26 protein-coding genes, 2 tRNA genes and 1 rRNA gene are annotated in these 25,816 nt (G+C 38.1%); 15 read left to right on the top strand and 14 right to left on the bottom strand.

The window, feature by feature from the left end:
• The 3 genes from rrf to H5116_RS14680 all read left to right on the top strand — a co-directional run.
• A 5S ribosomal RNA gene (gene rrf / locus H5116_RS14690) occupies positions 1–110 on the top strand; the annotation flags it as partial.
• Between the two features lie 757 nt (positions 111–867).
• A complete protein-coding gene (locus H5116_RS14685) occupies positions 868–2,061 on the top strand; it encodes a porin (RefSeq protein ID WP_182716512.1) in 1,194 nt (397 codons plus the stop codon).
• Positions 2,061–2,522 (top strand): hypothetical protein, encoded by a 462-nt coding sequence (locus H5116_RS14680; protein WP_024597417.1) that lies wholly within the window; start codon positions 2,061–2,063, stop codon positions 2,520–2,522. Before H5116_RS14685 ends, H5116_RS14680 begins: the two co-directional genes overlap by 1 nt.
• A gap of 40 nt (positions 2,523–2,562) precedes the next feature.
• Here H5116_RS14680 and H5116_RS14675 read toward each other — a convergent pair whose 3' ends face one another.
• A complete protein-coding gene (locus H5116_RS14675) occupies positions 2,563–4,656 on the bottom strand; it encodes a bifunctional diguanylate cyclase/phosphodiesterase (protein WP_182712672.1) in 2,094 nt (697 codons plus the stop codon).
• 259 nt (positions 4,657–4,915) lie between these two features.
• Between H5116_RS14675 and H5116_RS14670 the strand changes: the two genes are divergently transcribed.
• The 8 genes from H5116_RS14670 (at position 4,916) to H5116_RS14635 (ending at position 10,940) form a co-directional block, all read left to right on the top strand.
• Positions 4,916–5,848, top strand: a complete 933-nt coding sequence (locus tag H5116_RS14670) for a hypothetical protein (protein ID WP_033020991.1) — start codon at positions 4,916–4,918, stop codon at positions 5,846–5,848.
• A 26-nt stretch (positions 5,849–5,874) separates the two neighbouring features.
• A complete protein-coding gene (locus H5116_RS14665) occupies positions 5,875–6,774 on the top strand; it encodes a DUF350 domain-containing protein (protein WP_024597420.1) in 900 nt (299 codons plus the stop codon).
• A gap of 3 nt (positions 6,775–6,777) precedes the next feature.
• Positions 6,778–8,499: a polyamine aminopropyltransferase gene (locus H5116_RS14660; RefSeq protein WP_182716511.1), complete on the top strand. Its 1,722-nt coding sequence runs from the start codon at positions 6,778–6,780 to the stop codon at positions 8,497–8,499.
• Positions 8,500–8,578: 79 nt separating this feature from the next.
• Entirely contained in the window at positions 8,579–8,992 is a 414-nt protein-coding gene (locus H5116_RS14655; protein ID WP_004335098.1) for a YjfI family protein, read from the top strand.
• 24 nt (positions 8,993–9,016) lie between these two features.
• The gene (locus H5116_RS14650) at positions 9,017–9,709 is read left to right on the top strand and encodes a PspA/IM30 family protein (RefSeq protein ID WP_004335088.1); all 693 of its coding nucleotides are present in this window, start codon (positions 9,017–9,019) and stop codon (positions 9,707–9,709) included.
• A gap of 74 nt (positions 9,710–9,783) precedes the next feature.
• Positions 9,784–10,422: a DUF4178 domain-containing protein gene (locus tag H5116_RS14645; RefSeq protein ID WP_024597422.1), complete on the top strand. Its 639-nt coding sequence runs from the start codon at positions 9,784–9,786 to the stop codon at positions 10,420–10,422.
• Complete coding sequence (locus H5116_RS14640; RefSeq protein WP_024597423.1) at positions 10,419–10,739, top strand: hypothetical protein; 321 nt, start codon at positions 10,419–10,421, stop codon at positions 10,737–10,739. Before H5116_RS14645 ends, H5116_RS14640 begins: the two co-directional genes overlap by 4 nt.
• Before the next feature lie 15 nt (positions 10,740–10,754).
• On the top strand, positions 10,755–10,940 hold the full coding sequence (locus H5116_RS14635) for a hypothetical protein (protein ID WP_024597424.1): 186 nt from the start codon (positions 10,755–10,757) through the stop codon (positions 10,938–10,940).
• A gap of 29 nt (positions 10,941–10,969) precedes the next feature.
• Here H5116_RS14635 and H5116_RS14630 read toward each other — a convergent pair whose 3' ends face one another.
• The 5 genes from H5116_RS14630 to H5116_RS14610 form a co-directional block, all read right to left on the bottom strand.
• On the bottom strand, positions 10,970–11,371 hold the full coding sequence (locus tag H5116_RS14630) for a hypothetical protein (protein ID WP_182716510.1): 402 nt from the start codon (positions 11,369–11,371) through the stop codon (positions 10,970–10,972).
• Positions 11,372–11,381: 10 nt separating this feature from the next.
• Positions 11,382–11,909: a hypothetical protein gene (locus tag H5116_RS14625; RefSeq protein ID WP_182716509.1), complete on the bottom strand. Its 528-nt coding sequence runs from the start codon at positions 11,907–11,909 to the stop codon at positions 11,382–11,384.
• 109 nt (positions 11,910–12,018) lie between these two features.
• A complete protein-coding gene (locus H5116_RS14620; protein ID WP_182716508.1) occupies positions 12,019–13,395 on the bottom strand; it encodes an aspartate ammonia-lyase in 1,377 nt (458 codons plus the stop codon).
• 11 nt (positions 13,396–13,406) lie between these two features.
• Positions 13,407–13,772, bottom strand: a complete 366-nt coding sequence (locus tag H5116_RS14615; RefSeq protein ID WP_223231703.1) for a hypothetical protein — start codon at positions 13,770–13,772, stop codon at positions 13,407–13,409.
• A 101-nt stretch (positions 13,773–13,873) separates the two neighbouring features.
• Entirely contained in the window at positions 13,874–14,059 is a 186-nt protein-coding gene (locus H5116_RS14610) for a hypothetical protein (protein WP_010554833.1), read from the bottom strand.
• A 200-nt stretch (positions 14,060–14,259) separates the two neighbouring features.
• Between H5116_RS14610 and H5116_RS14605 the strand changes: the two genes are divergently transcribed.
• Entirely contained in the window at positions 14,260–14,850 is a 591-nt protein-coding gene (locus tag H5116_RS14605) for a DUF938 domain-containing protein (RefSeq protein WP_182712677.1), read from the top strand.
• Here H5116_RS14605 and H5116_RS14600 read toward each other — a convergent pair.
• From H5116_RS14600 to H5116_RS14585, 4 genes are all read right to left on the bottom strand, one after another.
• Complete coding sequence (locus tag H5116_RS14600) at positions 14,827–15,966, bottom strand: GNAT family N-acetyltransferase (protein ID WP_182716507.1); 1,140 nt, start codon at positions 15,964–15,966, stop codon at positions 14,827–14,829. The genes H5116_RS14605 and H5116_RS14600 overlap by 24 nt on opposite strands.
• A 6-nt stretch (positions 15,967–15,972) precedes the next feature.
• A complete protein-coding gene (locus tag H5116_RS14595; protein WP_182716506.1) occupies positions 15,973–17,361 on the bottom strand; it encodes a carboxylesterase in 1,389 nt (462 codons plus the stop codon).
• Positions 17,351–20,071 carry an ATP-binding protein gene (locus H5116_RS14590; RefSeq protein ID WP_182716505.1) on the bottom strand — a complete coding sequence of 907 codons (2,721 nt, stop codon included), beginning with the start codon at positions 20,069–20,071 and terminating at the stop codon, positions 17,351–17,353. Before H5116_RS14590 ends, H5116_RS14595 begins: the two co-directional genes overlap by 11 nt.
• A gap of 72 nt (positions 20,072–20,143) precedes the next feature.
• Entirely contained in the window at positions 20,144–20,599 is a 456-nt protein-coding gene (locus H5116_RS14585; protein ID WP_024604725.1) for an Lrp/AsnC family transcriptional regulator, read from the bottom strand.
• Between the two features lie 136 nt (positions 20,600–20,735).
• Here H5116_RS14585 and H5116_RS14580 point away from each other — a divergent pair, with 136 nt between their 5' ends.
• Entirely contained in the window at positions 20,736–21,905 is a 1,170-nt protein-coding gene (locus H5116_RS14580) for a monodechloroaminopyrrolnitrin synthase PrnB family protein (RefSeq protein WP_182716504.1), read from the top strand.
• Between the two features lies 1 nt (position 21,906).
• Complete coding sequence (locus tag H5116_RS14575; RefSeq protein WP_182716503.1) at positions 21,907–23,031, top strand: aminotransferase class V-fold PLP-dependent enzyme; 1,125 nt, start codon at positions 21,907–21,909, stop codon at positions 23,029–23,031.
• On the opposite strand, the gene H5116_RS14570 is transcribed toward H5116_RS14575, so the two are convergent.
• The 4 genes from H5116_RS14570 to H5116_RS14555 form a co-directional block, all read right to left on the bottom strand.
• A complete protein-coding gene (locus H5116_RS14570) occupies positions 23,015–23,503 on the bottom strand; it encodes an RNA-binding protein (RefSeq protein WP_024597153.1) in 489 nt (162 codons plus the stop codon). The two genes, H5116_RS14575 and H5116_RS14570, sit on opposite strands and share 17 nt — an antisense overlap.
• 491 nt (positions 23,504–23,994) lie before the next feature.
• Positions 23,995–24,087 (bottom strand) — tRNA-Ser (locus H5116_RS14565).
• Positions 24,088–24,139: 52 nt separating this feature from the next.
• Positions 24,140–24,230 (bottom strand) — tRNA-Ser (locus tag H5116_RS14560).
• Positions 24,231–24,448: 218 nt separating this feature from the next.
• Complete coding sequence (locus H5116_RS14555) at positions 24,449–24,589, bottom strand: hypothetical protein (protein ID WP_164487637.1); 141 nt, start codon at positions 24,587–24,589, stop codon at positions 24,449–24,451.
• 325 nt (positions 24,590–24,914) lie between these two features.
• Between H5116_RS14555 and H5116_RS14550 the strand changes: the two genes are divergently transcribed.
• Positions 24,915–25,784: a diacylglycerol kinase family protein gene (locus H5116_RS14550; RefSeq protein WP_182716502.1), complete on the top strand. Its 870-nt coding sequence runs from the start codon at positions 24,915–24,917 to the stop codon at positions 25,782–25,784.
• The last annotated feature ends 32 nt before the right edge of the window (positions 25,785–25,816 follow it).

Below are 25,816 nucleotides of genomic sequence, written 5' to 3'. Positions count from 1 at the left end.
TGACAATAGCGTTTTGGACCCACCTGACTCCATGCCGAACTCAGTAGTGAAACGAAACAGCGCCGATGATAGTGTAGCATTTGCTATGTGAAAGTAGGACATTACCAGGCTTCAAATTGTAGAGACCCGTTACAGCAATGTGACGGGTTTTTTGCTTTCTGGGATTTAGTAAATAGCCAAGAGCCCATGCCGAACTCAGTAGTGAAACCAAACAGCTCGAAGGCGAGCCCCGGCCAACGATAGTGTAGCATTTGCTATGTGAAAGTAGGACATTACCAGGCTTCAAATTGTAGAGAGCCCGACTAGAAATAGTCGGGCTTTTTTACGTCTGCAGAAAAGTGAAATACGCGCAATTAATACACACTCATATCGCGACACTAAGATAGTGTAGCATTTGCTATGTGACTTTCTACCGCTGTGGGCACTACGACATCATCAGGCTTCAAATTGTAAAAAGTAAAATGTGGTGAATTACTCACATATCGCATTATAATTTAGCTAATTTACATCCTACCAAGCACTTATGTTAAGCACTCAATCTTGGTGAACGAGATAAATTAAGAATCAGTTTGATCCCCTACTTAGTTGAAAAGTATCTATATAAATATAGTTAAGCTCTATCTCGATAATACTGAATGGGATTGAGGTAAAAACAGTGTTACCTAGGTACTTAATACTCTTATAGAGCACATATATTGTGCCAACATGTAATTCATTGACTATAATCATTAATCCTAGGTCGCGGTAAAGAGCGCTACTTAAAATAATTAAATAATTGATTATCCGAACTGGTGAATTATTTCCTTGTTAGCATAATTAATCTTCATTGTACTTTGCATAATTCAACAAAGGATTTAATTTTCTCTGATGCGATATAAAATATCTTGGTGCTTACTTTTTACCACTATGCTTACTCATTTTTCAGCTTTTTCTAATGAGTTAGAATTTTCTGGTTATGCTCGAGTTATTGGTGGTTACTTAGACGAAAAAAATGTCGAGTTTAAGGGATATGAAGACAGTCTTAAATTTTCTCCATCTAGTTTAATTGGATTCCAAGGCGAGTATCAGTTTGATGATAAGTGGTCTGCAACAGCTCAATTTTTGTTAAGAAGCAATAACACAACAGCTTCCGATAACTCAGGGTTAGAGTGGTTATATTTAACATATAGACCGACAGATAATATTCAAATAAAACTCGGAAAGTTACGCACACCTTTTTTTACCATGAGTGACTTTTCGGATGTTGGTTTTGCGTACCCATGGATCAATCCACCTCAACAAGTTTATGATACTTATTTATTTAAAACGTTTAATGGCATAGATGCTGTTTATAAATTTGGTGCAGAAAACTTTGATTTGAGCTTTGAAGGTTACTATGGTGAAGAGTCGGGTGATATAGGGATTGGCGCCTTAAGGACGGGCTTTGAAGTTGATAATCTTTTAGGGTTCATTGGTAAGATTAATATTGAAAACTTAGAATTTAGAGTTTCCCGTTATAATGGGAATATCAAGCTTGATATTGATGAGATAAGACAGCTAGAAAATGTGCTTAATAGCCTTAATTTTACAAAAAGCGCCAGCTCGGTAAAAACAAAAGGTAGAGCACATGCAAATCAATTTGGCGTAATTTACGACAATTTAGATTATTTTTTTAGAGGTGAATGGGTCCGCATTAAAACTGATTTAGGGATAGTGCCTATAATTCAAAGCTATTATTTAACTGCCGGTGTTAATCATGCTCCTTTTACTTACCACTTAACATTTGCAGATAGCGACGTAGAAACTCGTTCTGCTGAAAATGAAATTCCGTTAGGTATTAATAGCGACTTAGATCAACTTGCATATGGGTACAATCGTATTTTTGATGAATCTACGCCTGACTCAATTAAGAGTTGGACGGTTGGTGTACGCTGGGATGTGTTGCCAAACCTTGCCTTAAAAGCTGAGTTTTCAACCCTAGAAGGCGACGATGTAAAAGACTCGTTTTTTGTTACTCCTGATGACTCTGATTTTGATAAAAAAACTAATCTTTATCTTATTGGTTTGGATTGGGTGTTTTAATGATATTTTTTAAACCTATTAATAACATTAAAAAAATAATGATGCTCTTTGTAGTCGCTAGTAGCCTATTTGGTTTTAGCATTTCAGTTTATGCAGAAAATACAAACCCCTCGAACGTCATTATTGTAGTAAATACCACAGATAAAAACTTATCTTTTAGTAAGCAACAAATTCGCCATATTTATATGGGCGGAGCTATGAGCAGACAATTTAAAGCAGTTAACCTATTTGTCGGCAATCCGCTTAGAATAAATTTTAACACTAGGATGGTAGGTCTTACTGAGTCTAGAATACAAGCTTATTGGGCCCAAATGCGATTCACGGGGCGCAGCAAGCCCCCTGTTGAATTTGAGTCTACAGAAGAGGTTATAGAGTACTTACTAACCGTTGAAGACTCAGTAGCTTACCTTCCAGCAGGAATTACTATACCTAAAGAGCTCACCATAATTGCACTAAATTAAAAGTAAGCCGTTTGCTTAGTAAAAAATCAATTGCACTGAGTTATTTTGAAGTTATTGTTAGTTCTTTAAATAATATTTTCGCTCGTTCAATTGCGTGTGGTAGTTGTGCAATGCACACTGGTTTTGCAAAGTAATAGCCCTGCATTTCATCACTACCATTTGATACTAGGTAGTTAGCTTGGTCGGTTGTTTCAATTCCTTCGCTACATATTTTTAAACCAAGGCGTTGGCCTAAATCGAGTATTGCTTGTAATACTGCAGTGTCTTTTGCTGAGCTTGCATATTGATTTACAAACATTCGATCTATTTTTAATGTATCAATTTCAATTTTAGTAAGGTAACTCAATGAAGAGTAACCTGTGCCAAAGTCATCTAATGCAATTGAGCCTCCCATAACTTTAACTTGATTAAAAAATTGATTCGCGTTTTCAAAATTTTCTAAATAGCTTGATTCTGTTATTTCAAACTGAATATTTGAAATATCGACGCTATGTTCAAGTAGTTTACTTTTTACAGTATGAATGAAGTTATGATCTTTTAAGTCATGGCTTGAAAGATTCATGGAGACGAGTACATTATTCCCCATAAGTTGTTTTAGCATTTGCATATCTTTAAATACTTGTGTGATCACCCATTGAGTAATCGCTTTTATTTTACCTGCTTGTTCCGCTATAGGTATAAACTCACTAGGAGAAACAAAGCCTAGCTCTTTGCTTTGCCATCTTATTAAGGCTTCTAAGCCTTGAGCTTCGCCTGTATTCGACATTTTAAGCTGATAAAATAACTCAAATTCATTTTGCGCTATTGCGTGAGATATTAAGTTAGCGACTTGCGCTTTTCGTTTGTTATCTTCAAGCATTTTATGGTGGAATATTGTATATGCGCCTTTGCCTTTTTCTTTTGATGTGTACATTGCAATATCGGCATTACTGATAAATGTATTTATATCAAATTCAGCTTCTTTGGCACTTGCAATACCAATACTAATACCCGCTGGTACGTCCCACTCATTTATAGTGAATGGCTCTTTCATACCCTCAATGATACTTTCGGCAATATCTATAACAATAGATTGCTCAGTGATATTAGGTAGCATAATTAAAAACTCATCACCGCCTAAGCGTGCAATTATGTCGTTACTACGCAGATAACTTTTCACTTTTTTAGCCACAGCTTGTAAAAGCATATCTCCGGTTTCATGGCCTAGGGTGTCGTTAACGCCTTTAAAACTATCAACATCAAAGAACATAATCGCAACGTCTTGATCGTTACTTTTACTACTAGCCAGCTCGAGTTTGAGTAGGTCCATAAAAAACATGCGATTAGGTAAACCTGTTAATATATCGTAGTTGGCGAGGCGCTCCATTGAATGCGTTTGTACTAAAAGTTGTGCGGTATGTTTATGATTGGTTTGAACTTGGGAGTCAATTGTTTGTAGTAATGCATTAATGTCGTTACCAAGTTGAGATACTTCATCATGACCAGTGACTTGGTATTGAAGCTTATAATTTGTTGATTTTTCAACTTTCTGTGTGAACTTCGAGAGCGCTAAAAGTGGGCTTAATAAACGCTGATATATCCAAAATGAAATAATAATGGTGAGTGCAATAATTAAAACAACAAATGGAGCTGCACTATAAAAAAGGCTAATTTTACTTTCATTCAGTGGCTTTTTAAAGTCTTGCACAATGAGCAAATATCCAATAGGAAACTGCTCCTCCCCAATTGCCTTTAAGGCCACTAGTCCTTCATTGGTTATTGTAACCGCATAAGGTAAATTTTTTGGTTGAATACTTATAAGCTCAGGCTTAAAGCTCTCAAGCTCTAAATAGTTAGGGTGGACATACGATTGGATTAATTGCCAGTCAGCGTCAAATACATTAACAAACTTAATGTGTTCATATCGATCAAAACCGAGCAATTCGGTGGTTATAGAGAACAAATCAACTTGCTCAGACATAACACGTAATAAGCTATCGGAAATATTTGAAGACATTGCATCTAAGTTTTGTTTAACAGATTGGCGATATAAATCTTCGTGTTCATTAATTGCGAGGAAAAAAACTAAATTTGCGCTAAATATAATTAAAACCGTTGTTATTATAATAAATTTATATCGAATACTATGAAGCATCAAATCTAACCCTTAACCATCATTTAATTATGTTTTAGTTATTATTGTGTAATCAGGCAATCCATAATTACAAAAAAGTTACTTACTACGCCCTTTGTAGCACTAAAAGCTTAACATTGAGAATGCTTTTAAATTCATATACTAAATATAGCTGTTTATTTAATTTTGTACTGACTTACTTTGTTGCAATTTCATTCTTGGTTTAATAAGTGACCTGTGTAAAACTACCTAAGTTAATTTAGTAAATCAGGTGACATGAATGTCGAATATTAAAGCTTGGAAACTTATAAGCCTGTTTTGTTTGTTCGCAGTGCTTATGGGTTGTCAATCTAAAGAAGAGCAGCTGCAACAAACAATTCAAGAGTCTATTAAAAAAGCAGATACAGAGCTGTCACAGCTTGGTACTGCGCTTGATAATGGGAATGTGCGCAATGCTGTATTACTTAAAGAATATGGCGAGCTCCTTAAAAAACAACAGCCAGAGCTTACAAAAGTTGTTGATGTAATTACCCTTGATGCAACGCGCCGAGGCGCACTTTATAGTGGTTTAACACAGCGACTTAAAGATATTAAAGGAACTTACTTAATTCCTCCTTACGAAGATACGTTGCATAGTATTGATTTGTTGCGTGATGCGTCTAAACCTACGCTATTTTCTGATGCGTTAACCGATCCTATTAATATGCTAGCTGATATGTCCAAAGGCACTTTAGCGCGTGTAGGCGCAATTAGTAAGCAAGCTGAAGGTGAGGGTGTTGGTAACCAAATGGTAGGTAACCCTAACTATGGTAACTGGCAAACAAATAGTAATGGTATTAGCTTTTGGCAATGGTACGGCATGTACCGTATTTTAGGCGATGTATTTGACCGTGTTGAATATGGAAGTTGGAGCAAACGCCGAAAGTATAGTTATTACAATGACTATGGCCGTTCGCGTTATTCAAGCCCTAAACAAATTAAAACCCAAAGCGCGCTAGAAACACGCACGCGCCAAACATACCAACGCCAAGGTAAGCAGTTTACAAGCCCTTATGCGAGTAAAAAAACAGGTGCATCCGGTTTAAGCCGTAGTAGTTATACGCCACCAAAAAGCCGCAGTAGTTATTCTCGTTCGAGCAGTTATAGCAATAGCTCAGGATCGGTGCGTGATAGCGGTAGCAGAACCTCTCGTGGCGTGAGCCGTGGTAAGTAAAAGAATAAAGTTGGAGTTAGAATAATATGTATGAATTTAATGGAATAACTATGTGGTCGCTACAAGCATTGGCGATTGATTTTGCAATTATTGTTTTATTATTTGTAAGCCTTAAATATATAAAAGGCTGGGTTTCAAACTTACACGCAAATGATGAAATAACAGAGCGTGATAACTTTGCTTTTGGTATTAGCTTTGCCGCTGGTTTAGTGGCACTGGCGATTGTATTAACAGGTGTAAGTAGTGGTGCTTTTGCTGCAACACTGCAACAAGAAGCACTGCAAATGTTAGCTTACGGCGCATTAGCAATTGTACTTATTAAGTTGGGTCACTTTTTTCAAGATAAAGTAGCGCTTCGTAAAGTAAGCCTGCACGACGAAATAGTTAAAGGTAACGTTACAGCTTCAATAATTGATTTTGGTCATGTTGTTAGCGTTGCAATAGTTATTCGCTCAGCACTTTTATGGGTGGCTACTGATGGCTGGCATGGCCTTCCAATTGTAATTGCTGCCTTTATTATAGGTAGTGTTGTATTACTACTTGTTAGCCAGTACCGAGTGCAGTTATTTAAGCGTACAAACAAAAGTGGCGACTGCCTACAACAAGCAATTGTTGATGGTAACTTAGCTGTGGGTATTCGTTACGCTGGATTTTTAATAGGTAGTGCATTAGCTATTACAGCTGCAACGGGTGTTGCGCCATACGCTGCTGATAACATTAATGCGAGTTTACTATACTGGGCTATTAGCGCTGTAGTGAGCCTTGTCGCATTTATTATTTTGCACTTAGTGACAATTAAAATAATTTTATCTGGTTGCGATATTTCCGATGAAGTTAATCGTCAAAAAAATGTAGGTGTAGCAGCTATTTCTGCAGCAGTATCATTTGCTGTAGGTATCACTATGGCAACCTTACTAGGCGCATAATCAGTGTCATCAACCAACACTCCCCCAAGTAAGTCTCGCTTACTTGGGCACGATATATTACTAATTACTGTTATGGCCGTGCTTGCTGGGTGCGGCCTTATTTATGAATACTTACTGTCTCATTATGCGGGCCGTGTACTTGGCTCAGTAGAAAGCGCTATTTACGCCATGATCGGTACTATGATTGTAGCAATGGGCTTAGGCGCTTTTTTAGCGCGCTGGTTTAAAGATGCATTTACCGCTTTTGCTTGGCTAGAAAGCATTATTGCTTTGGTTGGCATGGGCTGCATTTTAGCGATAGCGGGTGTAATAGCTGTAAGTTATTCTCTTCCTCATTTATTTTCGAGCATTTTTAACTTACCCCCAGACGTTGTACTTAATGGTTACGTATTTCAAAAGCTACAAGAGTGGTCACGTTTTCTACCTTATGTTTTTGGTTTAATACTGGGTTTATTTATTGGTATGGAAATACCGCTTATAGCGCGCATTCGTCAGCACGTTTATGGCCGTTTTTTAGAAAACAACGCAGGGACTATTTATGGTGCCGATTATATCGGTGCTGGTATTGGTGCAGCCATTTGGGTAAGTATCATGCTCTCAATGCCTATAATGCAAGCTGCAGCGTGGACGGCGTTATTTAATATCATCGCAGGACTCGCTTTTTTATGGCGTTACCATGCCCATGTGCGCTTTGCTAAGGCACTTTTAGTTTGCCATATAGTACTGTTGGCATTGTTTGGCTTTATTTTAGTATTTGGCAGTAGCTGGATGAACAATCTAAGTAATGTTTTATACAAAGATAAAGTAATTTATTCGCAAGCAACCAAATACCAGCACGTAGTTTTAACCGAAAGGTTAAGCAAAAACCAACCTCAGCCAATTACCGATTTATATTTAAATGGGCGTTTACAGTTCTCAAGTATTGATGAGCAAATATATCATTCAATGCTGGTTTATCCTGCAATGCTTGCCTCTAACAGACACGACCGTGTATTAATAATTGGTGGTGGTGACGGGCTTGCACTTAGAGATGTTTTAAAATGGCCTGTGAGTGAAGTAACGTTAATAGATTTAGACGCGCAGCTTCTCAATTTATTTGGTCATAAAGACGGTGACTTTACGCCCCCAGAGCACATCAATAAGCGATTACTACAGCTAAACAATAAATCGATGCAAGACTCGCGAGCCAACATAATTGTGGGTGATGCATTTTTAGAAGTTGAAAAGCTGCTTGATCAATCTAAGCAGTTCGACACTATCTTAATTGATTTACCGGACCCAAATCACCCTGATCTAAATAAAATGTACAGTGACTACTTTTATAATCATGTACGTCAGTTATTAGCACCCGATGGCGCAATGGCGGTTCAATCAACTTCACCTTACCACGCTAAAAAAGCGTTTTTAAGCATTGCTAAAACAGTTAAAGTCGCAGGGTTTGGCTATGTTGAGCAGTATCAGCAAAACATACCTTCGTTTGGGCAGTGGGGCTGGACTATAGCCACTAAAATGGGTCAGTCGGCCAGTGGCCGTATTAATGATGCGACGGCTATGCCTGTGCCATCAAGGTGGATTAGTAAAGAATATTTATTGGCAAGCTTTGTATTTCCTAACCACTACTTTGAACAAGTTAAAAGTATTGAGGTCAATAGGTTAGGATCTGGTCAGCTGTATGATTACTACCGAACTGCATGGCAAATAGAAAGCGAATTGTATAAAAACTAACAAAACATGGTTGACATAATATGTCGACCATGAGAATCTTAACTCAGACATAATATGTCAAACGACAAAAGGCAGAGACATGGAATTAAATGAACTTTCAATAAAATTAGCTTCTTTTGAAACTGAAGGCGCTAACTTTGAGTCTTTCTTGATTGCCAACCCAGGCGAGCAAGATGTTTTACAAGTCATTGTTGATGGAAATGATGAACTTCCAATTTTTGTTACACAAACGCAAGAGCAGTTGTTATGTATTAGCTACTTGTTTGACGAAGATGAAGTTAAGAGTGAATTACGCAACGAGTTAAACGAAACATTACTACGTTTAAACGTGCCAATTCCACTGAGTGCATTTGCTAAAATCGATAACAAATACGCGATTTTTGGTGCACTGTCGGTAAATTCATCATTAGATGACGTTACCCACGAACTAGTGACATTAGCCGATAACGCTATCGATGCACTAGAAGCCGTGACCTTGTATTTAAACGATTAATAGCCAGTTAGTGGAGTTAAGATTATGAGTATTTTAAAAAAATTATTTACAGCAGTACGTGGCGGCGCTCGTGAAGCAGGCGAAGCAATTGTAGACAAAAATGGCATCCGTATTTTTGAGCAAGAAATTGCAGACGCGCAAAATGCACTTCACCGTGCTAAAAAAAGCCTTACAGAAGTAATGGCTAAAGAAATGCAAACTAAGCGTAAAATTAGCGCTGTAGATGCATCAATCGCTGAACACGAAGCGTATGCAGGCCAAGCTCTTGAAAAGGGCAACGAAGCGTTAGCATTAGAGATTGCAGAAAAAATTGGTGACTTTGAAGCTGAAAAAGCCGAAAACGAGCAAGTATTATCTGGTTTTAGTAACCATATTGTTGCGCTTAAGCAGCAAGTTAAAGATGCTGAAAAATCGATTAAAGAGAATCAGCGCCAGCTTACAATGGTTAAAACCACTGAAAGCGTACAGCAAGCAACAATGGCTGTTAACAGCACGCTTAATACAAACAGCTCGTCTATGACATCGGCTCGTCAATCGCTTGAACGCATTAAACAGCGTCAACAAGATCGTAGCGATCAGCTAGGTGCTGCAAAGCAACTTGAGTCAGACGTAAATGGCGATGACTTAAAAGCAAAAATGGCTGAAGCAGGCATTGGCGACACAAGTCCAAAAAGCGCTGATATTTTAGCTCGCATCAAAGCGAAGCAAAATAGCTAACCATTACGTTTATACTTTAAAAAGGTAACCGAGTTTTGCTCAGTTACCTTTTTTGCTTAGAAGGCAGCCTTCCTATGTTTAATTTTTTCAAATCTAAAAAAGAGCCAGAGCGTCAGCTTAATCATCCGAGCGAGCTAAAAAAAGGCGACATGTTTAGCGTTATCGACTCATTTGCTTATCCGGCATGGTTAAAAGGTGAAACACTACGTGTTACTGATATTCAGACTTACCAATATCAGCACAGCAGCGATACTGAATTTGTACTTGAGACAAATAGCGGCCAAGTTGTATTTTTACAAATTGAGCAAGATGACGGCGAAGAGTGGGCTAACTTTTCTATTAAAATTCAGCGCAACGAAGTTGAAGAGATATTTGGCCTTGATGAGTTTGCGCGTATTTTTGATGAAGAGTCGTTAACCCACATTACAGTGCAAAATACACCAGAGCGCTTTATGCAGTTTTTAGCTAAAAGTTATCAACAAAGCGAGTCGCCTTATGTGTGTTATTTCCATAATAAAGATTACCGCAACCAAACATTGCCTCGCTATGAGCAAGAAGGTGGTGAACCATGCGAAATGATTTGTTTAGCATCAGATAATGAAGGCTTTGGTTTAAATATCGAAATTTGGGATGGTGGCGAAACCGAAGTATCGCTAACGCTCATGCGTCCAATGTCTGATATTGTAGACTTGTTTCCCGGAGATGCTAAGTGAGTGATGCTAAAGACAAGTGGTTGCGTCAGGAACAAGCTGTACGTGCCACACAAATGGCATTTGATCTAAGCAGTGAAGTTCAAAAGCTGATAAAAAAGCAAGCTATTGACCAAGAGTTAACGCCGTCAGATATGATCCGTAAAATACTTGGCTTAGATGTAAAGTCTAAAAAAACGCGTCAACGTTTATCGTTTAATTTAAATGATGATGAGATTGCGCAACTAGCCAGTCGCTTTGATGTCCCAAGTGATGATAAGCGAGCCGTAAAACAACAAGTAGCTGACTTACTAATTGCTCACACTAAAAAAACTAAGTAGTTGCACTAGATTATTATGAATATTACTCTAATTGCTTATCTACTTATTTTTGCGTTGTTTGGTACTGCGGCGAGTTATTTTGTACGCTTTATTTATGCATATTGGGTGCTTAAAACAATGCCCATGAAGTACATTATAAAAGCGGGTATTTGCGTAGTGCTGGTTGTTGTAATTTCAGCGTTAATTCCGTATTTAGGTTAACGCTGAAATTAGCTTATACGCGACCGTTTTTATTTTATATCAAACGACTGGCATTGGTGATTAATACACAGCGATTGCACTTCAAGTACTGGTGAACAATCGTTTAAGCCTTGTGCTTTATTTTGTATTTTTTCTTGTTTTGTTATTTGTTGAGCAAGCTGTTCAGCTTCTTCTTGAGATGTGTTCAGCGTTGAATAAACAGCATACTTACTCGGTCCGCCGCATGCGCGGGCGCCCACTTCAAGTACTTTGCACTGAAAACTTGCGGTGCAGCTGTTATTACTCACCATGTTACTAAGATCATAGTTTAAGTCAGACAAGTTTTTACTTTGCTCATTTGACGTCACAGTACTAGCACAACCACTTAGTAATAAAATGCTGCTAGCAATGCTTAAAATTGATAGTTTAATTGCCGATGGTAAACAACTCATAACGTTATCCTTAAAATGCACTTACCGCTGAACCTTCAAGTTTAACACATTTATTTTCAACACACTGCGTGCTTGGCGTTGTTAAATGCTGACAAATGCTCATCATCCCTTTTTGTGAATTATAGTTACTTTCAAGCTTAGTAATTTTATCGCTAAGGGCTGTTACTTGTTTTTCAGACGCTGATTTTGTTGAGTACACAATAAAGCTGCTTGGCCCACCACATGCGCGACTGCCTACTGCACTTATTCTGCATTGGGTGCTGGTATCACATTGCTTATCTGTAATTAGCGTATTTAATTCGGCTTTAGCTGTTTTTATATCGTCTATTGAAACGCTTTCAGCAATTACATTATTTTTTGTATTTTCTTGTAATTGAGTATTTTCTTGTAATTGAGTGTTTTCTTTTAGCTTTTGTAGCTCTTTCTGTGGCGCTTCAGTTTCTGAGGTTATTGTTACTTGCTGCGTTTCAGTTGGCGTTTTATCTAAGCATGCAGTTAAACAAAGTGGTAAAAGTATGGCTAACAATCGGGTACGCATAACAAACCTTGATAGTGATGAAATATTCATCACTATCATACACGGTGCATTTTTTACGGCAATAAAAACTATATTATCAAGTAATTAAAGCCGTGAAAAATATCGTTTATTAAAGTCCACCCTGCGTTAGTTTGGTGGGATTAAGTAGCTTTTCGAGTTCACTGCGTGGTAAATCGGTTTCTTGTTCGGCTACATCAATAATAGGGCGGGCTTCCTTATAAGCCTGCTTTGCTATTTTTGCTGCTTTTTCATAACCGATCACCGGATTGAGCGCAGTCACTAAAATTGGATTTTTAGCGAGTGCTTTATCTATATTAGGCTGATTTACTTTAAAGCTGGCAATGGCTTTATCGCCCAATGCTTGTGCGCTATTGGCAAGTAATTCTATGCTTTGCAAAATATTATAAGCAATGACTGGCAGCATAACGTTTAGCTCAAAATTACCCGCTTGGCCTGCTACTGTAATGGTTGCGTCGTTACCGATTACTTGTGCGCTTACCATGGCTGCGGCTTCTGGTATTACCGGATTTACCTTACCAGGCATAATAGACGAGCCTGGTTGAAGTGCTTCTAGCTCTATTTCGCCTAAGCCCGCAAGTGGTCCTGAGTTCATCCAACGTAGGTCGTTCGCTATTTTCATTTGTGCTACAGCGAGTACTTTTAATTGCCCCGAAAGCGCTACTATGGCGTCTTGTGAGCCGATGTTATAAAAAAAGTTACTACTAGGCGTAAATCTAATGCCTACATTGGCACTCAGGTTTTCTGCAAATTTGGCTGCAAACTTAGGGTCTGCATTTATTCCTGTTCCAACAGCTGTACCGCCTTGTGCCAGCTCGCATACACGCTCTAAGCTATGTCTAATTCCTGCTGCGGCATGGTTAACTTGTGACTGCCATGCACTTAGTGTTTGATCAAATGTAACAGGCATTGCATCCATTAAATGCGTACGGCCCGTTTTAACTATATGGCCTATCTCAGCTTTTTTCTTTTCTAGGCTTTGCGATAAGTTTTCAAGCGAAGGAAGTAATTCATACACTACATTTATTGCGCTACTGAGTGCGATAGCAGTAGGGACTACATCGTTAGAGCTTTGCCCCATGTTTACATCATCATTAGGGTGAATGCTTTCACTGCCTAATCGGCTAGCAAGCGTTGCAATAACTTCGTTGGCATTCATATTTGAGCTTGTGCCCGAACCTGTTTGAAAAATATCAACAGGGAAATGCTCAACATGCTCGCCATCAATAATACTTTGGCAAGCTTGCTCAATAGCATTTGCTTTGTCTTTACTTAAATGGCCAAGCTCACAGTTACTTTGCGCAGCGGCTTGTTTTATATAAGCCAGTGCAGTGATAAATTGCTTTGGCATTGATAAGCCACTAATGGCAAAGTTATTAACTGCTCGTTGTGTTTGCGCCTGATAGAGCGCATCAGTAGGTACTTGTAGCTCGCCCATGCTGTCTGATTCTGTTCTAAAGTTGCTCATAAGTGTGCTCCTTAAAAAGGGTTGAATTCGTGACTAAGAATACGAGCTTCACGCTCAAGTATTAAAAATTGTGCAGTATTGTTATGCACCTTATAAAACCGTTTTAATGCTAATAATGGTTTGTATAGCTGCTCTAAACATTGTTTACGAATAGCATTATGTATAAGAGGGTCGCACATTTTGTTCATAATTTCATGGTGTGTGCGCCTAAGATAAAACTCTTGAAGCAAGGGATTATGTTGTTGCTCAAATTTTTTGGCGACGTTAAGGGCGGTTTCTATGTAATCGGCAACGAGCATGGGTGCATGCAGGCCAGGTCTTAAGCAATGACAAGAGAGTTCTTGATGGTAACGATGCTGGGCATAATTTGAAGACATAAAAAAACCGACTCAAGTTAACGATAATAGTTATCATTACATTCAATCGGTTTCAGTGTAAACAGTTATTATAAAAATTATTTGCGATACTAATTTGAGTATTAATTGTAGCCAAGAATAAATATCTGATCTGTTTCATGTTTGGTCATCGCCTGTTGATTATGTTTAGGGTGCGAAAGTAAATCGATTACTGTAGCTCTCATATCAACGGCGTAACTATGATCGTCGGTGGTTTTTTCGGTTATAGCAATGGCCGCGTCTACAGCGGTATAAGGGGGTATATGCATAATTTTATCCTTTGAAATTTAATATAAGTTAAACCCTTTAGTGGGTTAACAATATAAAAGCATATTACGTACCAACCATAATGAACCAGCTCAACCATATGATAGTTATAGTATTTAAAAATTAGCTTTTTTTCATCACGACAAAATAAGCTAAATTTGCTTTACTGTTGTGCATTAATCTACAATTTTGGTGCACAGTAATGACAAAGCCATTTTCACAAGCCTGTGAAAACAATAAAACCTCTATTTTAGAGCAATTAAAGGACGTATTAAAAAATACTAAAACAGTACTCGAAGTCGGATCAGGAACAGGCCAACATAGTGTGTTTTTTGCAGAGCAATTACCACATTTACAATGGCATACAAGTGATCGCGCTATAAACCACGAAGGGATTAATTTATGGCACCGCGAAGCTAATTTAACTAATTTACATGCACCACTTGAGCTTGATTTAAATAATGAATGGCCTGTAGATAAGGTTGACGCTATTTATACTGCAAACACATTTCATATTGTAAATTGGCAATTAGTTGAACGTTTTTTTGATGGTGTTAAACGTCACTTAAATAGCGACGGTATGTTGTGTATTTACGGACCATTTAAGTACCAAGGTGAATTTACCAGCCCAAGTAATGATGACTTTAGTGCCTTTTTAACAGAGCGCGATCCGTTAAGTGGAATAAGAGATTTTGAAGCAGTTGAACAACTAGCTAAGCAAGCAGGGCTTACGCTTATTAGCGATACTGCCATGCCTGCAAATAATCAGTTACTCGTTTTTAAACGGCAGTAATGAGCTACATTGCTCTTTATATATATCAATATGGCCGCGTTCACGCTTTAAGTAGTCGCTTATTGCATTACTGAAATCGCCATCAACAATATGGTGAGCAGAGTAGGTAAGTACGGGTTCAAATCCGCGTGCTATTTTGTGCTCACCTTGTGCTCCCGAATGAAAGCAGCTGAGTTTATGCTTTATTGCAAACTCAATACCTTGGTAATAGCACAACTCAAAGTGAAGCGAATCTACTTCCTCATTTGCTCCCCAGTAGCGCCCATAAAGTGTATTCTCACCTACTAAACTAAGTGTTGCAGCAATCACGTTGTCGTCTTTTTTGGCCAGCATAATAACGAGGTTATTAGCCATTAATGCATGTAAAAGCGTAAAAAACTCCATATTTAAATAGCCCAAATGACCAGATCGCTTTAAGTAGGTACGCTGATAAAACTCACAAAACAATTGCATTATCTCGGGCGTAATTTGCGTTCCTTGCAGCCATTCAATATCAATATTTTGTTGCGCTATTTTAGCTCGCTCTTTTTTAAGTGATTTACGTTTTCGTGAGCTAAGTATTTGCAAAAAGTCGTCAAAGGTTTCAAAACCTTTATTAAACCACTGAAATTGCACACCCACTCTTAGCATGGCGTGTTGCTCAGTTAATGATGTTGCTTGGGCTTGGTCGCAAAAATTAACATGCCACCCCGACCACCTTTGCTCAGCACTGTGTATGCTAAGTTGCTCTGTAATGTACTGATACACCGCATTTGGATTCGCGTGCTCGATAGCAATACGCTTGCCTTCAATAGGGCTAAAGGGAATGCCAGATAGCCACTTGGGATAATATTCTAAACCGTGTTTTTCGTATGCCTCAGCCCATGCCCAGTCAAATACGTACTCGCCGTATGAATGACTTTTTAAATACCCAGGTGCAAGCGCAATGAGCGTATCATCTTCAAAAATAGCGAGGTGATGGGGCTGCCAACCGCTTTTTTGTGTTACGCATTGGCTTTGTTCAAGGGCATATAAAAAAGCATGTTGAGTAAATGGTTCATCACCAAATAAACGTTGCCACTGCGCCTGATCAATCTCATTAATACTGCTAAACCATTGGTGCGAAAACGTTCCCATGACTACTTACCTTGTAGTTGTTCTAAGCTGTTCTACGTTTTTAATAAACGTACTAATTTGCTTTTTAAGCTCGGTAAAATGAGGATTATAAGTTAAGCGTTGTAAAGCCGGATAGTGTTTTAAGTTGGCGCTTGTACGCTCTCCTAGTTGTGGATTTTTTGTTGTTTTACATGTTTTATACAGGGACTCGTCGTTAATAAAGCTGCCACAATTACGATAGGTTGCGTTAATTCCATAATGTGGATTTTGCGGTGAGTTAACAATAGCAATATGCGACATACCATGAATTTTTTTACACTGAGGCGATGTGCATTGCGGGTTATTTACTGTGTAGTCACTAGCAAAGTCTGGCGGTAAAATATCAGTGCTTCCATAAAGTACTAAAGTATCGAGCGGCTTATATTTTACTGAATTATCTTTATGTAATGCACTTAATAATTTTAGCGTGGCACGCGTATCTATCGTGGTATCAATATCGCTAAGTACACTAAAAATAGGTAATTTAAGTGCAGAGCGTTTGTTTAAGCTACTTACGCTTACAAGTGACATAGCATAGTACGACGTGGCAGCTGCATTTAAAGGAAATGATTCATACTTAGCAAAGTCTACATCGGCGTCTTTATCTATCCAATTAACAAAGGGTATGGCATCAATCCACTTTGCTATCCAGCCGTACTTATTATGTGGCTCGGAGCCTGGCGAATAAAGCATAAGCGCTTTAATTTTGGGTGAAACAGTGTGCTTGGTTGCGTAATCAATAAGTAACGCTGCACCGGTAGAGTAACCTGCGAGTATCACCTCATCAAAGTCTTGCACCGAGCGTTTAATACCGTATTTTATTGCCTGTTGCCATTGGCTAACCTCTACATTGAGTAATGCACTTGCGGCGCTTCCATGTCCTGGTAATAAAATAGTACGCACAGTATAGCCTTGTTGATAATACACTTGTGCTAAATCGTGATACGTAAAGGGTGAGTCAGTTAGCCCGTGAATTAATAGTGCAACTTTATTGCTGTTTGGATGCGTAAGCTCAAAAGGGGCAATAATATCTGCAATAGTAGGGTCAGGTTTTCGAGTACCTTGTGTTACTAATTGCTGGTACGTTTGTGTAATAACAGGGCATGGCATATCTGCACGTGGATTGGTTTTATTTATATGTTTATATGCAAAATCTAAGTAATCGTTAAATGGTAAAAGTGCGTGGTAATTAAAGCGCTGGTGGTTGTGCTCTTTTTCAAAGCGTAATAAGCCTTGTTGCTTACTTTTTGTTATAAATTTAAAGTCGCTCGCCTGCGAGATACAGTTTTGAGCGACAGCTGTATGCGAAAAAACACTTAAAACAATACCAAAAGCGACTCTTAAAACTACTCTTAAAATTAAACCACTATTGTTCATTAACTTCTGCATATTGGACAAGACACTCGGTTAGCTTAATGAGTTCAAGCGGTTTTGCAAGATGCTGGTTAAATCCAACTGCTTGTGCATGTGCTTTATCCTCTGGCATAACGTCGGCAGTTAAAGCAATAATCGGGAGCTCTTGTTCAGTTTTAAACTGGCGGATCAGTGCCGTTGCTCTATAGCCATCCATTACAGGCATTTGGCAATCCATAAGCACTAAGTCAAAATGCTGCTTTTTAACTATATCAACGGCCAGTTCGCCATTTTCTACTATATACGGCACAATTCCTAATGAGCCAAGCATCGCTTTAATAACCATTTGATTTACCGGGTTGTCTTCTGCGACCAAAATATCTAGCGAAGCAATATTAGTATTATCAAATGCAATAACATGTTCTTTTTTAGGTTCTGTTGTTTCTAATCGCATTGAAAATGTAAAAGTAGAGCCTTTATTTACTTCACTTTTAAGTGTTATATCAGCCCCCATTAATTGGCTTAACTCTTTCGCTATGGTTAAGCCAAGGCCTGTACCACCAAACTGCCTTGAGGTAGAACTATCCGCTTGGGTAAATGCGTTAAATAATTTTTTATGTTGGCTTGGTTTTATACCTATGCCGGTATCACTAACGGTTATAACTAGCTGTACTTTATTGGCGGCGGTAAACTCTGTTTCTATGTTTAAAGTAACGCTGCCTTGGCTTGTAAATTTAATCGCGTTGCTACATAAATTAAGTAATATTTGCTCAATTCGCATAGGATCACCAATAAACCAGGTATCAACAGGTAGCTTTGAATTAACTTGCCATTTAATACCTTTGTTAACTGCGCTTTGCTCAAACATGTTGTTTATACGTGTTATTAAAGCACCTAAGTCGAATGCAATAGATTCAATAACTAACTTTTGGGATTCTATTTTTGATATATCAAGAATGTCATTAATTAAGTTTAATAAGCTTTTAGATGCTGAGTTTATTTTATCTAAATAGCCAATGAGTGTATTTGCATTGTCTGTTTCTCTAGCAAGTGAAGAAAAACCAATAACGGCGTTTAATGGTGTTCGTATTTCGTGGCTCATATTCGCTAAAAATTGGCTTTTAGCCTGATTAGCTAAATCGGACTGCTTCTTTGCTTGTGCGAGTGAGTGAGTACGCTCTGCAACTTGACGTGTAAGTGCGATTTGTTGCTGATTAAACAGCAGTAAAACCATTAAAATTAAAGAACATACGGCAACTTGAAGTATGAGTAATAATAAAGTTAGTTGACTATTATGTTGTGTTAAAAAGCTTTCTTTAAGGGCTAGTTTTACAATCCATTTTTGCCCTGCAAAGTCCACATCAAACGACATTAAGCGGCTGCCTTTAGCTTGCTGAACATTTTGAGAGTAATTACTATAAAACGGCGGAGTGTTTGTATCTTCGTATATACCAATCGAAAACATATCAGACTGTTCTTTAGAAATTGCCTGCTCAATAATACTACGCACTAAAAATACACCAGTGGCATAGCCTTTAATTGTTTTTTCATCACTATGCTGGGAGTACACAGGGGCAAATAATAAATAGGCTGGTTTAGGTTGTTTGGTTTGCACTAACTGAATTATTTTAGTTCCTACTGGCATGTACTTTATAGCGGGGTTAAGCAGAGAGCTTTTTCGATCAGGGTTTGAAAATACATTAAAGCCAATAGCTTTTTGATTACCATTAAAAGGAGCTATGTATTTTACTATCACAAGGGGATCGCTACTTTCAAGAGGCTCACCTACTACATCAATATCTAAATGATAAATGTTTGATATTTCTTGGGCAAAGACGTCGCGTTGATCTTGAGGTATTTTTGCGTTCCACGATAAGGCGTTAATAAATGCGTGCTGAGTTAGTAACTGGCTAGCATAAGAATAAAAATCTTGCTGGCTTAGCATGGGAGATGACTGTACCTGACTTGCTAGGCTCTGCACTGCAATAATACTACGATTTGTATATCTATAAAGGCTGTTTTCTATAACATGGACTTCACGTTCAGCAATTTTAATAGTGTTTATACGATTTTCTTGATCGTATAACTGCGTTGTTACCGCGACTGATAAAAATAAAATAGAGCATACTGCAATTGTCGGAAACGCCGATATATTATGTTGATTAGACTTTTGTGGTAATAAAGAAAGTAAAAGCGGAGTCGCAATTAATACTCCTAATGTATCACCAAGCCACCAGTAAGTAACATTCTTCCAATGATTATCAACACTGTAAACCGAGTTGAATTGGCTTAAGGCAAATACGCCAAAGTTAGCCGAAATTAAGCTGACCAATATTGCTATGACAAGGATAAAGTAAATTATATTCTTGCGCTTTTTAAAGCGCAGCGGGTGCCCAAGCCAATACTTTAAAAGAGCTGCGCCGACCATTGCCTGTATAACAACACCAAAGGCGATATACATAGCCTCGTTAAATGAGTTACCGACCAGGACTAGCTCATGAGCAGAACTGTCAAAAATATTTAGATTAAATGCAATTGCAGCTACAAATAAAGGCGGGATAAAGCGCCACCACCAAATATAACAACCGACTAGTGCTATGCCGGCAGGTAACCAAATTGGAATTATTTGCGAGTTAAAAGCAAGTTTAGTGAGTGCTATGCCGACTAAAAAATATGCTAAAGCAAACATGATGTAAAAAATAATGGAATGATTTTTAGAGTTAAAATTTTTCACATAAGGTCCAAGCAATTATTATTGTCGTTTTGAAATATCAGTATAGCTAACAGTAAGTTATTTTGGTTATTTTTATAAAGGTAACTGTTTTTTGCTAAATGATTGTTTAAGCACAACTGTTGATTCTATATTTGCGATACAGCTTAAGCCACCTAGTTGATGTTTCACAAACGTTTCGTAGCTCTCAAGATCATGTGCAATGATTTTTAATAAATAATCATAGCTTCCTGATATTACACAACACTCTAATACATGTGGTAATTTTTCTACATGTTGCTCAAATTGCTCTGCAGCACTGACCGAGTTTTGGCTTAATCGTACAAACGCATATACCAATACATTAAGATTAAGTGCTTTAGGGTTTATGGCAGCGTGGTAGCCGGTAATAATGTTTTCTTGCTCTAACTTTTTTATACGCCTTAAACAAGGTGTATCCGATAGGTTAATACTGCCAGCTAAATCTGAAACCGACATACGAGCTTGGCTTTGCAGTGCAATGAGTAATTGCTGGTCTTTTTTATCTAACATAGTTGTCGGCTTTTATTAATTATTTTTATATTTGTAGTGATTATTGCTAAGTATTGCAGTTTTTACTAATTTTTTTGGCGTTTTACCCTCATTGAACTCTGTTAGCATTTAACTATAAAAATAATAGAGCACAACAATGAACACACATACCGCTATTTTCGATCACTGGATACGAACTGAGTTTGTCACTTTAAATAGTGAATTAGAGCAGCTTTATTGGCAGCAAACCGATAAAGCAAATGTAGAAGGGGTAGGCGAGGCCTTAAAGCAACAATTAGAAAAGGAAGGCAACGTATTAATTAGCAATTTATTAGCCGAGGGAAACACAGATCAAGGCTTTGATAGCGCTTTTGACTTACTCGGTAACGTAGGATTATTTATGGCAGCGTGTAGGCGCCATGAAATTACTGAGCCAAGCAGAGAAACTACTTCACCGCTAATAGAAGCCTCAGCGCTTGCTATGCATATAGGCGCATCCATTGGCATAACCCCTCGTTTTGCTACCGCCCACTTAACTACTCATAACAAAGCACTTAACGGTATTTATAAACGATTTACTAATTTACCTGATGAAAAGCTATTTATTGATTACAACACCCAAGGCATTTTGGCCTACAAACGGGCAAGTGATGCATTATTAAAAATATTGCCGTTAGGTATTTCACATCCCTTGTGTGGTGAGTTATTAAAAGTAGCTAAACAAGCGCTTATAGATGTAATTGAGTCAAACAATGCACTTTATTCTGAGCTCGATACAGATCGCTTTTTTAACTGCGTTCGCCCTTATTATAAACCGTACCGTGTAGGTAAAGAGGTTTACAGAGGGGCAAATGCTGGTGACTTTGCAGGTATTAACGTGATTGATATGCTGTTAGGGCTGTGTAGTGCAAACGAGCCTAGTTACTCGCAAATGCTGGTGGATAAGTTTTTATATATGATGCCAGAGGATCAACAAATCCTGCGAGAAGCCATGCGTATGCAAAGCTTTATGGATGACTTTTTACAAGCAGAGCAATATAAAAATACAGATTGGTTTAAAAGCCACGCAACGTTATTTATCCAAGTGTGTAAATTACATGGCGACACCGCAGTCGGTCATCATAATCAACTGGTTGAAAAGTTTATTGCTCAGCCTTCAAAAAATATGCAACAGCAGCATATGAGCAAGGTAACAGCAAGTGGTCCGCCGCTTAATGTGTTACTTGATTCGCTCGAAAAATTAAGAGATAGGCGAGCCAGTGCCAAACGCGACGATATAAAAACACGTTTTGACGATCTAAATACACTTAAAGAATGGGTTAAATAGCATGCTTAAAAATGATTTTTGTATGGCTGATGGCTGTTATTTACTAAACCACTCGGTAGGGCGTCCTCTTAAAAATACGCAGCAATATTTAGCACAGCACTACTTTTTACCGTGGGAGAGCTCAAATAAAGAACCTTGGCAACAATGGCTGCCCGCAGTTGAGCAATTTACTACCGCGCTTGGTAAGTTATTTAATGCGCCTAGTTCGCAGTTTTGTCCTCAGGTTAATTTATCAAGTGGCTTAACAAAATTGCTTATGTCGCATCCACGGCTACAGCAAAAAAATTGTAAAGTGCTTATGGCGCAAAGTGATTTTCCGAGTATGGGTTTTGCAATGCAAAAAGCGTTGCCAAAGTGCGCGCAAATCATATTTATACCTGAGCACGAAAACCTAACTGATATTAGTGTTTGGCAGCGTTATATAACCGCCGACATCGATTTAGTTTTTATAAGTCATGTATATTCAAATACAGGTGTACAGGCGCCTGTGTACGATATTGTAGCTATAAGTAAATTTACCAATAGTTTATCAATAGTTGATGTTGCTCAGTCAGCGGGTGTTATACCGCTTGATTTAAGCGTGCTCGATGCGGACTTTATGATTGGCTCGAGCGTTAAATGGTTATGTGGTGGCCCAGGTGCAGCTTATTTATGGGTTAACAAAAATCAAATAGAGTATTGTGAGCCTAAAGATGTGGGTTGGTTTTCGCATCAAAATCCATTTGAGTTCGATATTAACCACTTTGAATATAACGCCAGTGCGCTCAAGTTTTGGGGTGGCACCCCTTCTGTAGCGCCTTATATTATTGCCGCAAATAGTATTACCTACTTTGCAGAGCTAACAGCTCACAAGGTAAGGGTGCATAACTTAGCGATGCTTACGCTTATTCATGAGCAACTAAGCGAATATGTTGTATCACCTATGAGTGGTGATAAATGCAGCGGGACTGTTATTTTGTTTTTTAACAAGCAGCAAGACCATGTACTTACAGAGCTTAATAAAGCGAAAGTCAGTGTAGATGCTCGCAAATTTGGAATACGAGTATCGCCACATATTTATAATACTCAAGAAGACGTTGCGCAATTTATTTCTATAGTAAAACGAGCGCTTAAGGGTTTTGGCTAAGCTGCTGCTTTCTTTGCTTTAATGACTCTATTTTTTGCTGCGTTTGACTAATTGATGCGTCGTAGGCTTGTTTTAATGAATTTGTTTTAGTTGCGATAGCATCAGCAATAGACGAAGCGCCTAAACGATTGGCCTTATCTTGGGTCATATAATCTATTTGTTGTTTTTTAGCTGCGTATTCTTTTTGGCTTTGTTCAATAGATAGCTCAAGGCGCTTTATTTCACGCTCTATTTGCTGAACCTCTAAGTAGTCATCAACAGAGGTATCGGTAATACCTTTACCGGGCGTAGAGCTTTTATATGCTTCAATTACATTTATATCTTTTAGAGTAATAACTTGTGCATCTTTAGCGCAAGGCGTTTGGCTAAAAGTAGGAACGCCCTTAATTACACACTTATACACTGTTGTACTTTGTGCCAAGGTAAAAAATGGTGCTGCCGCGCAAAATGATAGCAATATGAACCGGATCATAGCTAAACCTAAAAGTGGCTAAAGTTGTGTTAATAATGCCCTAAGTTATTACTAGGCACAATTTGTTTAGTTTTTATAAATTTTAGGCACAAAAAACCACAATCAAGTGGTTTAAATTACGTATGGTCCAGAGGGAGGGATAGACTTGCTTACATCCATGTAATCAATCGCTACGCGACGCTTGCAGCGGCCTAAAATATTCCAGACATTTTGTCGAACCATGTCGAGGGTTCTCACCCTCCCAATTTAGTATCGGTGTTAAATTTTAGGCACAAAAAAACCACAATTAAGTGGTTTAAATTAAGTATGGTGGAGAGGGAGGGATAGACTTGCTTACATCCATGTAATCAATCGCTGCGCGACGCTTGCAGCGGCCCAAAATGTTCCAGACATTTTGTCGAACCCTGTCGAGGGTTCTCACCCTCCCAATTTAGTATCGGTGTTAAATTTTAGGCACAAAAAAACCACAATCAAGTGGTTTAAATTAAGTATGGTGGAGAGGGAGGGATTCGAACCCTCGATAGAGCTACAAACTCTATACTCCCTTAGCAGGGGAGCTCCTTCGGCCACTCGGACACCTCTCCAACGCATAACCGTTTGTATTGATGGAAGTAAAGAAAGCCACCAATTAAAATATGGTGGAGAGATAGGGATTTGAACCCTAGATGGGCTATAAACCCATGCCGGTTTTCAAGACCGGTGCATTCGACCACTCTGCCATCTCTCCGTGACGCAGAATAATACTTAGGTGATACCGCTGTGTAAATAGCAAAATGACTGTTTGCCTAAAAAATATACGTAAATGAGGTTTTTTTTGTAAATAAGGGGAAATTAAGGCAATTTTTAATAAAATAAATAGGTTGCAGCAAACAATGGGAGCTAAATAAGTGACTTCATTTAGTGGTTGAGTGTTCGCTGCACCGAAAAATAATCATGGTTGGGTGATTATTTATATTGAGCTGCACCGCTAAGTGCTAGTCTTTTACCAATCGTGTTAAGTTTAGCTAACATTCTTGCTTTACGGTTAGTTGGTTTAACGGCTACTTGCGCTACTGCTGTTTGATTTAATGTATTAATTGGTTTCATTATTTTGCTCCGGTCGTATCTGTTGAAATCGCGTGCATTTTGCACGTTGTTTGATTAAAAATACAACGATAAAAATTGAGCCTGAGGGATTAGTTAAACTAATCTGAATTGATTTTATTAATATGCGATTCAGTAAGTTGCATTACTGTTTTTGCATAGCTATTTATATGACGGTTGGTTTTAACCCCTTTGATGTTGGGGTTTTTGGTTTTTTAATTTATTTTTATGCATTTTATACAATGTTTTTTGATTATTTATTCAGATTAAAAAAATTTAATTAAACGTTTGTTATCTCACTCTAAAATACATTGCTGGAAACAAAAGCTTGTCACTACTTATAATTATTAAACCAAGTATCAAAAAACAGAGCCAAAAATCATTGGCATGGCTTAAAAATATCTGTAAAAAACGCAGCTTTTCTTATTGTATATTTACTACAACGGGAAGCTTTGACGATGACTGCGCTCAAATAAGGTTGTTACTGAGTAAATTTCCCAAAGTAGTTGCACTAGGTGGCGATGGTACATTGAACTTGGCGGTCAATGCGCTAATAGGGAGCAGTTGTTCGTTAGCATTATTACCTTGCGGTACAGGTAACGATTTCTCCAGAGGGTTTAATTGCAAAGAAGATGATTGGCGAAAGGCATTATTTAATACACCGACAGCAATTGATATAGGAAAAATTAATAGCCGCTATTTTATTAATATTGCAGGGGTAGGATTTGATGCTCATGTGATTAAAACTATTAACGATAAAGCTAATTTTTCATCTTTTGATTACAGTTGGACGAGCATTAAAGAGCTATTTTATTATCAAGCTCAGCAGTTACAAGGTACGTTTAATAACGATGCTCGGCAGTATCAAAATTTAATTACTGTATTTGCTAATCATAAGTACTTTGGTGGCGGGCTAAAAATAGCGCCAAAAGCAGATTTAACTGATGGCCAGCTTGAGTGTTATCAAATGCGATCGGGTGGGCTTTTTTATAATCTAATAAGCTTTATGAAGTTGTTTTTTAAGCGCCATCAGCATATAAAAAACCTTAACTACAATCGCTTAAATACAGCTTCTATAAAAACTGAAGGGTTATTGATTGAAGCAGATGGTGAACTGGTAGGTAAAACTCCAGCCGTTATTAGTGTGCATGGGCAGGCTTTACTTTTTCATATGCCAATAAAAAAGCGCCTACAGTAGGGTAGGCGCTTTTGTGTTAGTTGCGTTAATAA

This window comes from Pseudoalteromonas sp. SG45-2 (genome assembly GCF_014164115.1).
In the GTDB taxonomy this organism is placed as follows: Bacteria; Pseudomonadota; Gammaproteobacteria; order Enterobacterales; family Alteromonadaceae; genus Pseudoalteromonas; species Pseudoalteromonas distincta.
This window is presented reverse-complemented; position numbering and strand designations above follow the sequence as displayed.

Excerpts from the sequence above, each read along its gene's own strand:
- H5116_RS14635 (WP_024597424.1), top strand. The coding sequence starts at position 10,755 with ATGAATATTACTCTAATTGCTTATCTACTTATTTTTGCGTTGTTTGGT.
- H5116_RS14645 (WP_024597422.1), top strand. The coding sequence starts at position 9,784 with ATGTTTAATTTTTTCAAATCTAAAAAAGAGCCAGAGCGTCAGCTTAAT.
- H5116_RS14680 (WP_024597417.1), top strand. The coding sequence starts at position 2,061 with ATGATATTTTTTAAACCTATTAATAACATTAAAAAAATAATGATGCTC.
- H5116_RS14570 (WP_024597153.1), bottom strand. The coding sequence starts at position 23,503 with ATGATCCGGTTCATATTGCTATCATTTTGCGCGGCAGCACCATTTTTT.
- H5116_RS14670 (WP_033020991.1), top strand. The coding sequence starts at position 4,916 with ATGTCGAATATTAAAGCTTGGAAACTTATAAGCCTGTTTTGTTTGTTC.
- H5116_RS14650 (WP_004335088.1), top strand. The coding sequence starts at position 9,017 with ATGAGTATTTTAAAAAAATTATTTACAGCAGTACGTGGCGGCGCTCGT.
- H5116_RS14615 (WP_223231703.1), bottom strand. The coding sequence starts at position 13,772 with ATGTCTTCAAATTATGCCCAGCATCGTTACCATCAAGAACTCTCTTGT.
- H5116_RS14620 (WP_182716508.1), bottom strand. The coding sequence starts at position 13,395 with ATGAGCAACTTTAGAACAGAATCAGACAGCATGGGCGAGCTACAAGTA.
- H5116_RS14605 (WP_182712677.1), top strand. The coding sequence starts at position 14,260 with ATGACAAAGCCATTTTCACAAGCCTGTGAAAACAATAAAACCTCTATT.
- H5116_RS14655 (WP_004335098.1), top strand. The coding sequence starts at position 8,579 with ATGGAATTAAATGAACTTTCAATAAAATTAGCTTCTTTTGAAACTGAA.
- H5116_RS14575 (WP_182716503.1), top strand. The coding sequence starts at position 21,907 with ATGCTTAAAAATGATTTTTGTATGGCTGATGGCTGTTATTTACTAAAC.
- H5116_RS14555 (WP_164487637.1), bottom strand. The coding sequence starts at position 24,589 with ATGAAACCAATTAATACATTAAATCAAACAGCAGTAGCGCAAGTAGCC.
- H5116_RS14685 (WP_182716512.1), top strand. The coding sequence starts at position 868 with ATGCGATATAAAATATCTTGGTGCTTACTTTTTACCACTATGCTTACT.
- H5116_RS14630 (WP_182716510.1), bottom strand. The coding sequence starts at position 11,371 with ATGAGTTGTTTACCATCGGCAATTAAACTATCAATTTTAAGCATTGCT.
- H5116_RS14625 (WP_182716509.1), bottom strand. The coding sequence starts at position 11,909 with ATGCGTACCCGATTGTTAGCCATACTTTTACCACTTTGTTTAACTGCA.
- H5116_RS14585 (WP_024604725.1), bottom strand. The coding sequence starts at position 20,599 with ATGTTAGATAAAAAAGACCAGCAATTACTCATTGCACTGCAAAGCCAA.
- H5116_RS14675 (WP_182712672.1), bottom strand. The coding sequence starts at position 4,656 with ATGCTTCATAGTATTCGATATAAATTTATTATAATAACAACGGTTTTA.
- H5116_RS14610 (WP_010554833.1), bottom strand. The coding sequence starts at position 14,059 with ATGCATATACCCCCTTATACCGCTGTAGACGCGGCCATTGCTATAACC.
- H5116_RS14595 (WP_182716506.1), bottom strand. The coding sequence starts at position 17,361 with ATGAACAATAGTGGTTTAATTTTAAGAGTAGTTTTAAGAGTCGCTTTT.
- H5116_RS14665 (WP_024597420.1), top strand. The coding sequence starts at position 5,875 with ATGTATGAATTTAATGGAATAACTATGTGGTCGCTACAAGCATTGGCG.
- H5116_RS14600 (WP_182716507.1), bottom strand. The coding sequence starts at position 15,966 with ATGGGAACGTTTTCGCACCAATGGTTTAGCAGTATTAATGAGATTGAT.
- H5116_RS14580 (WP_182716504.1), top strand. The coding sequence starts at position 20,736 with ATGAACACACATACCGCTATTTTCGATCACTGGATACGAACTGAGTTT.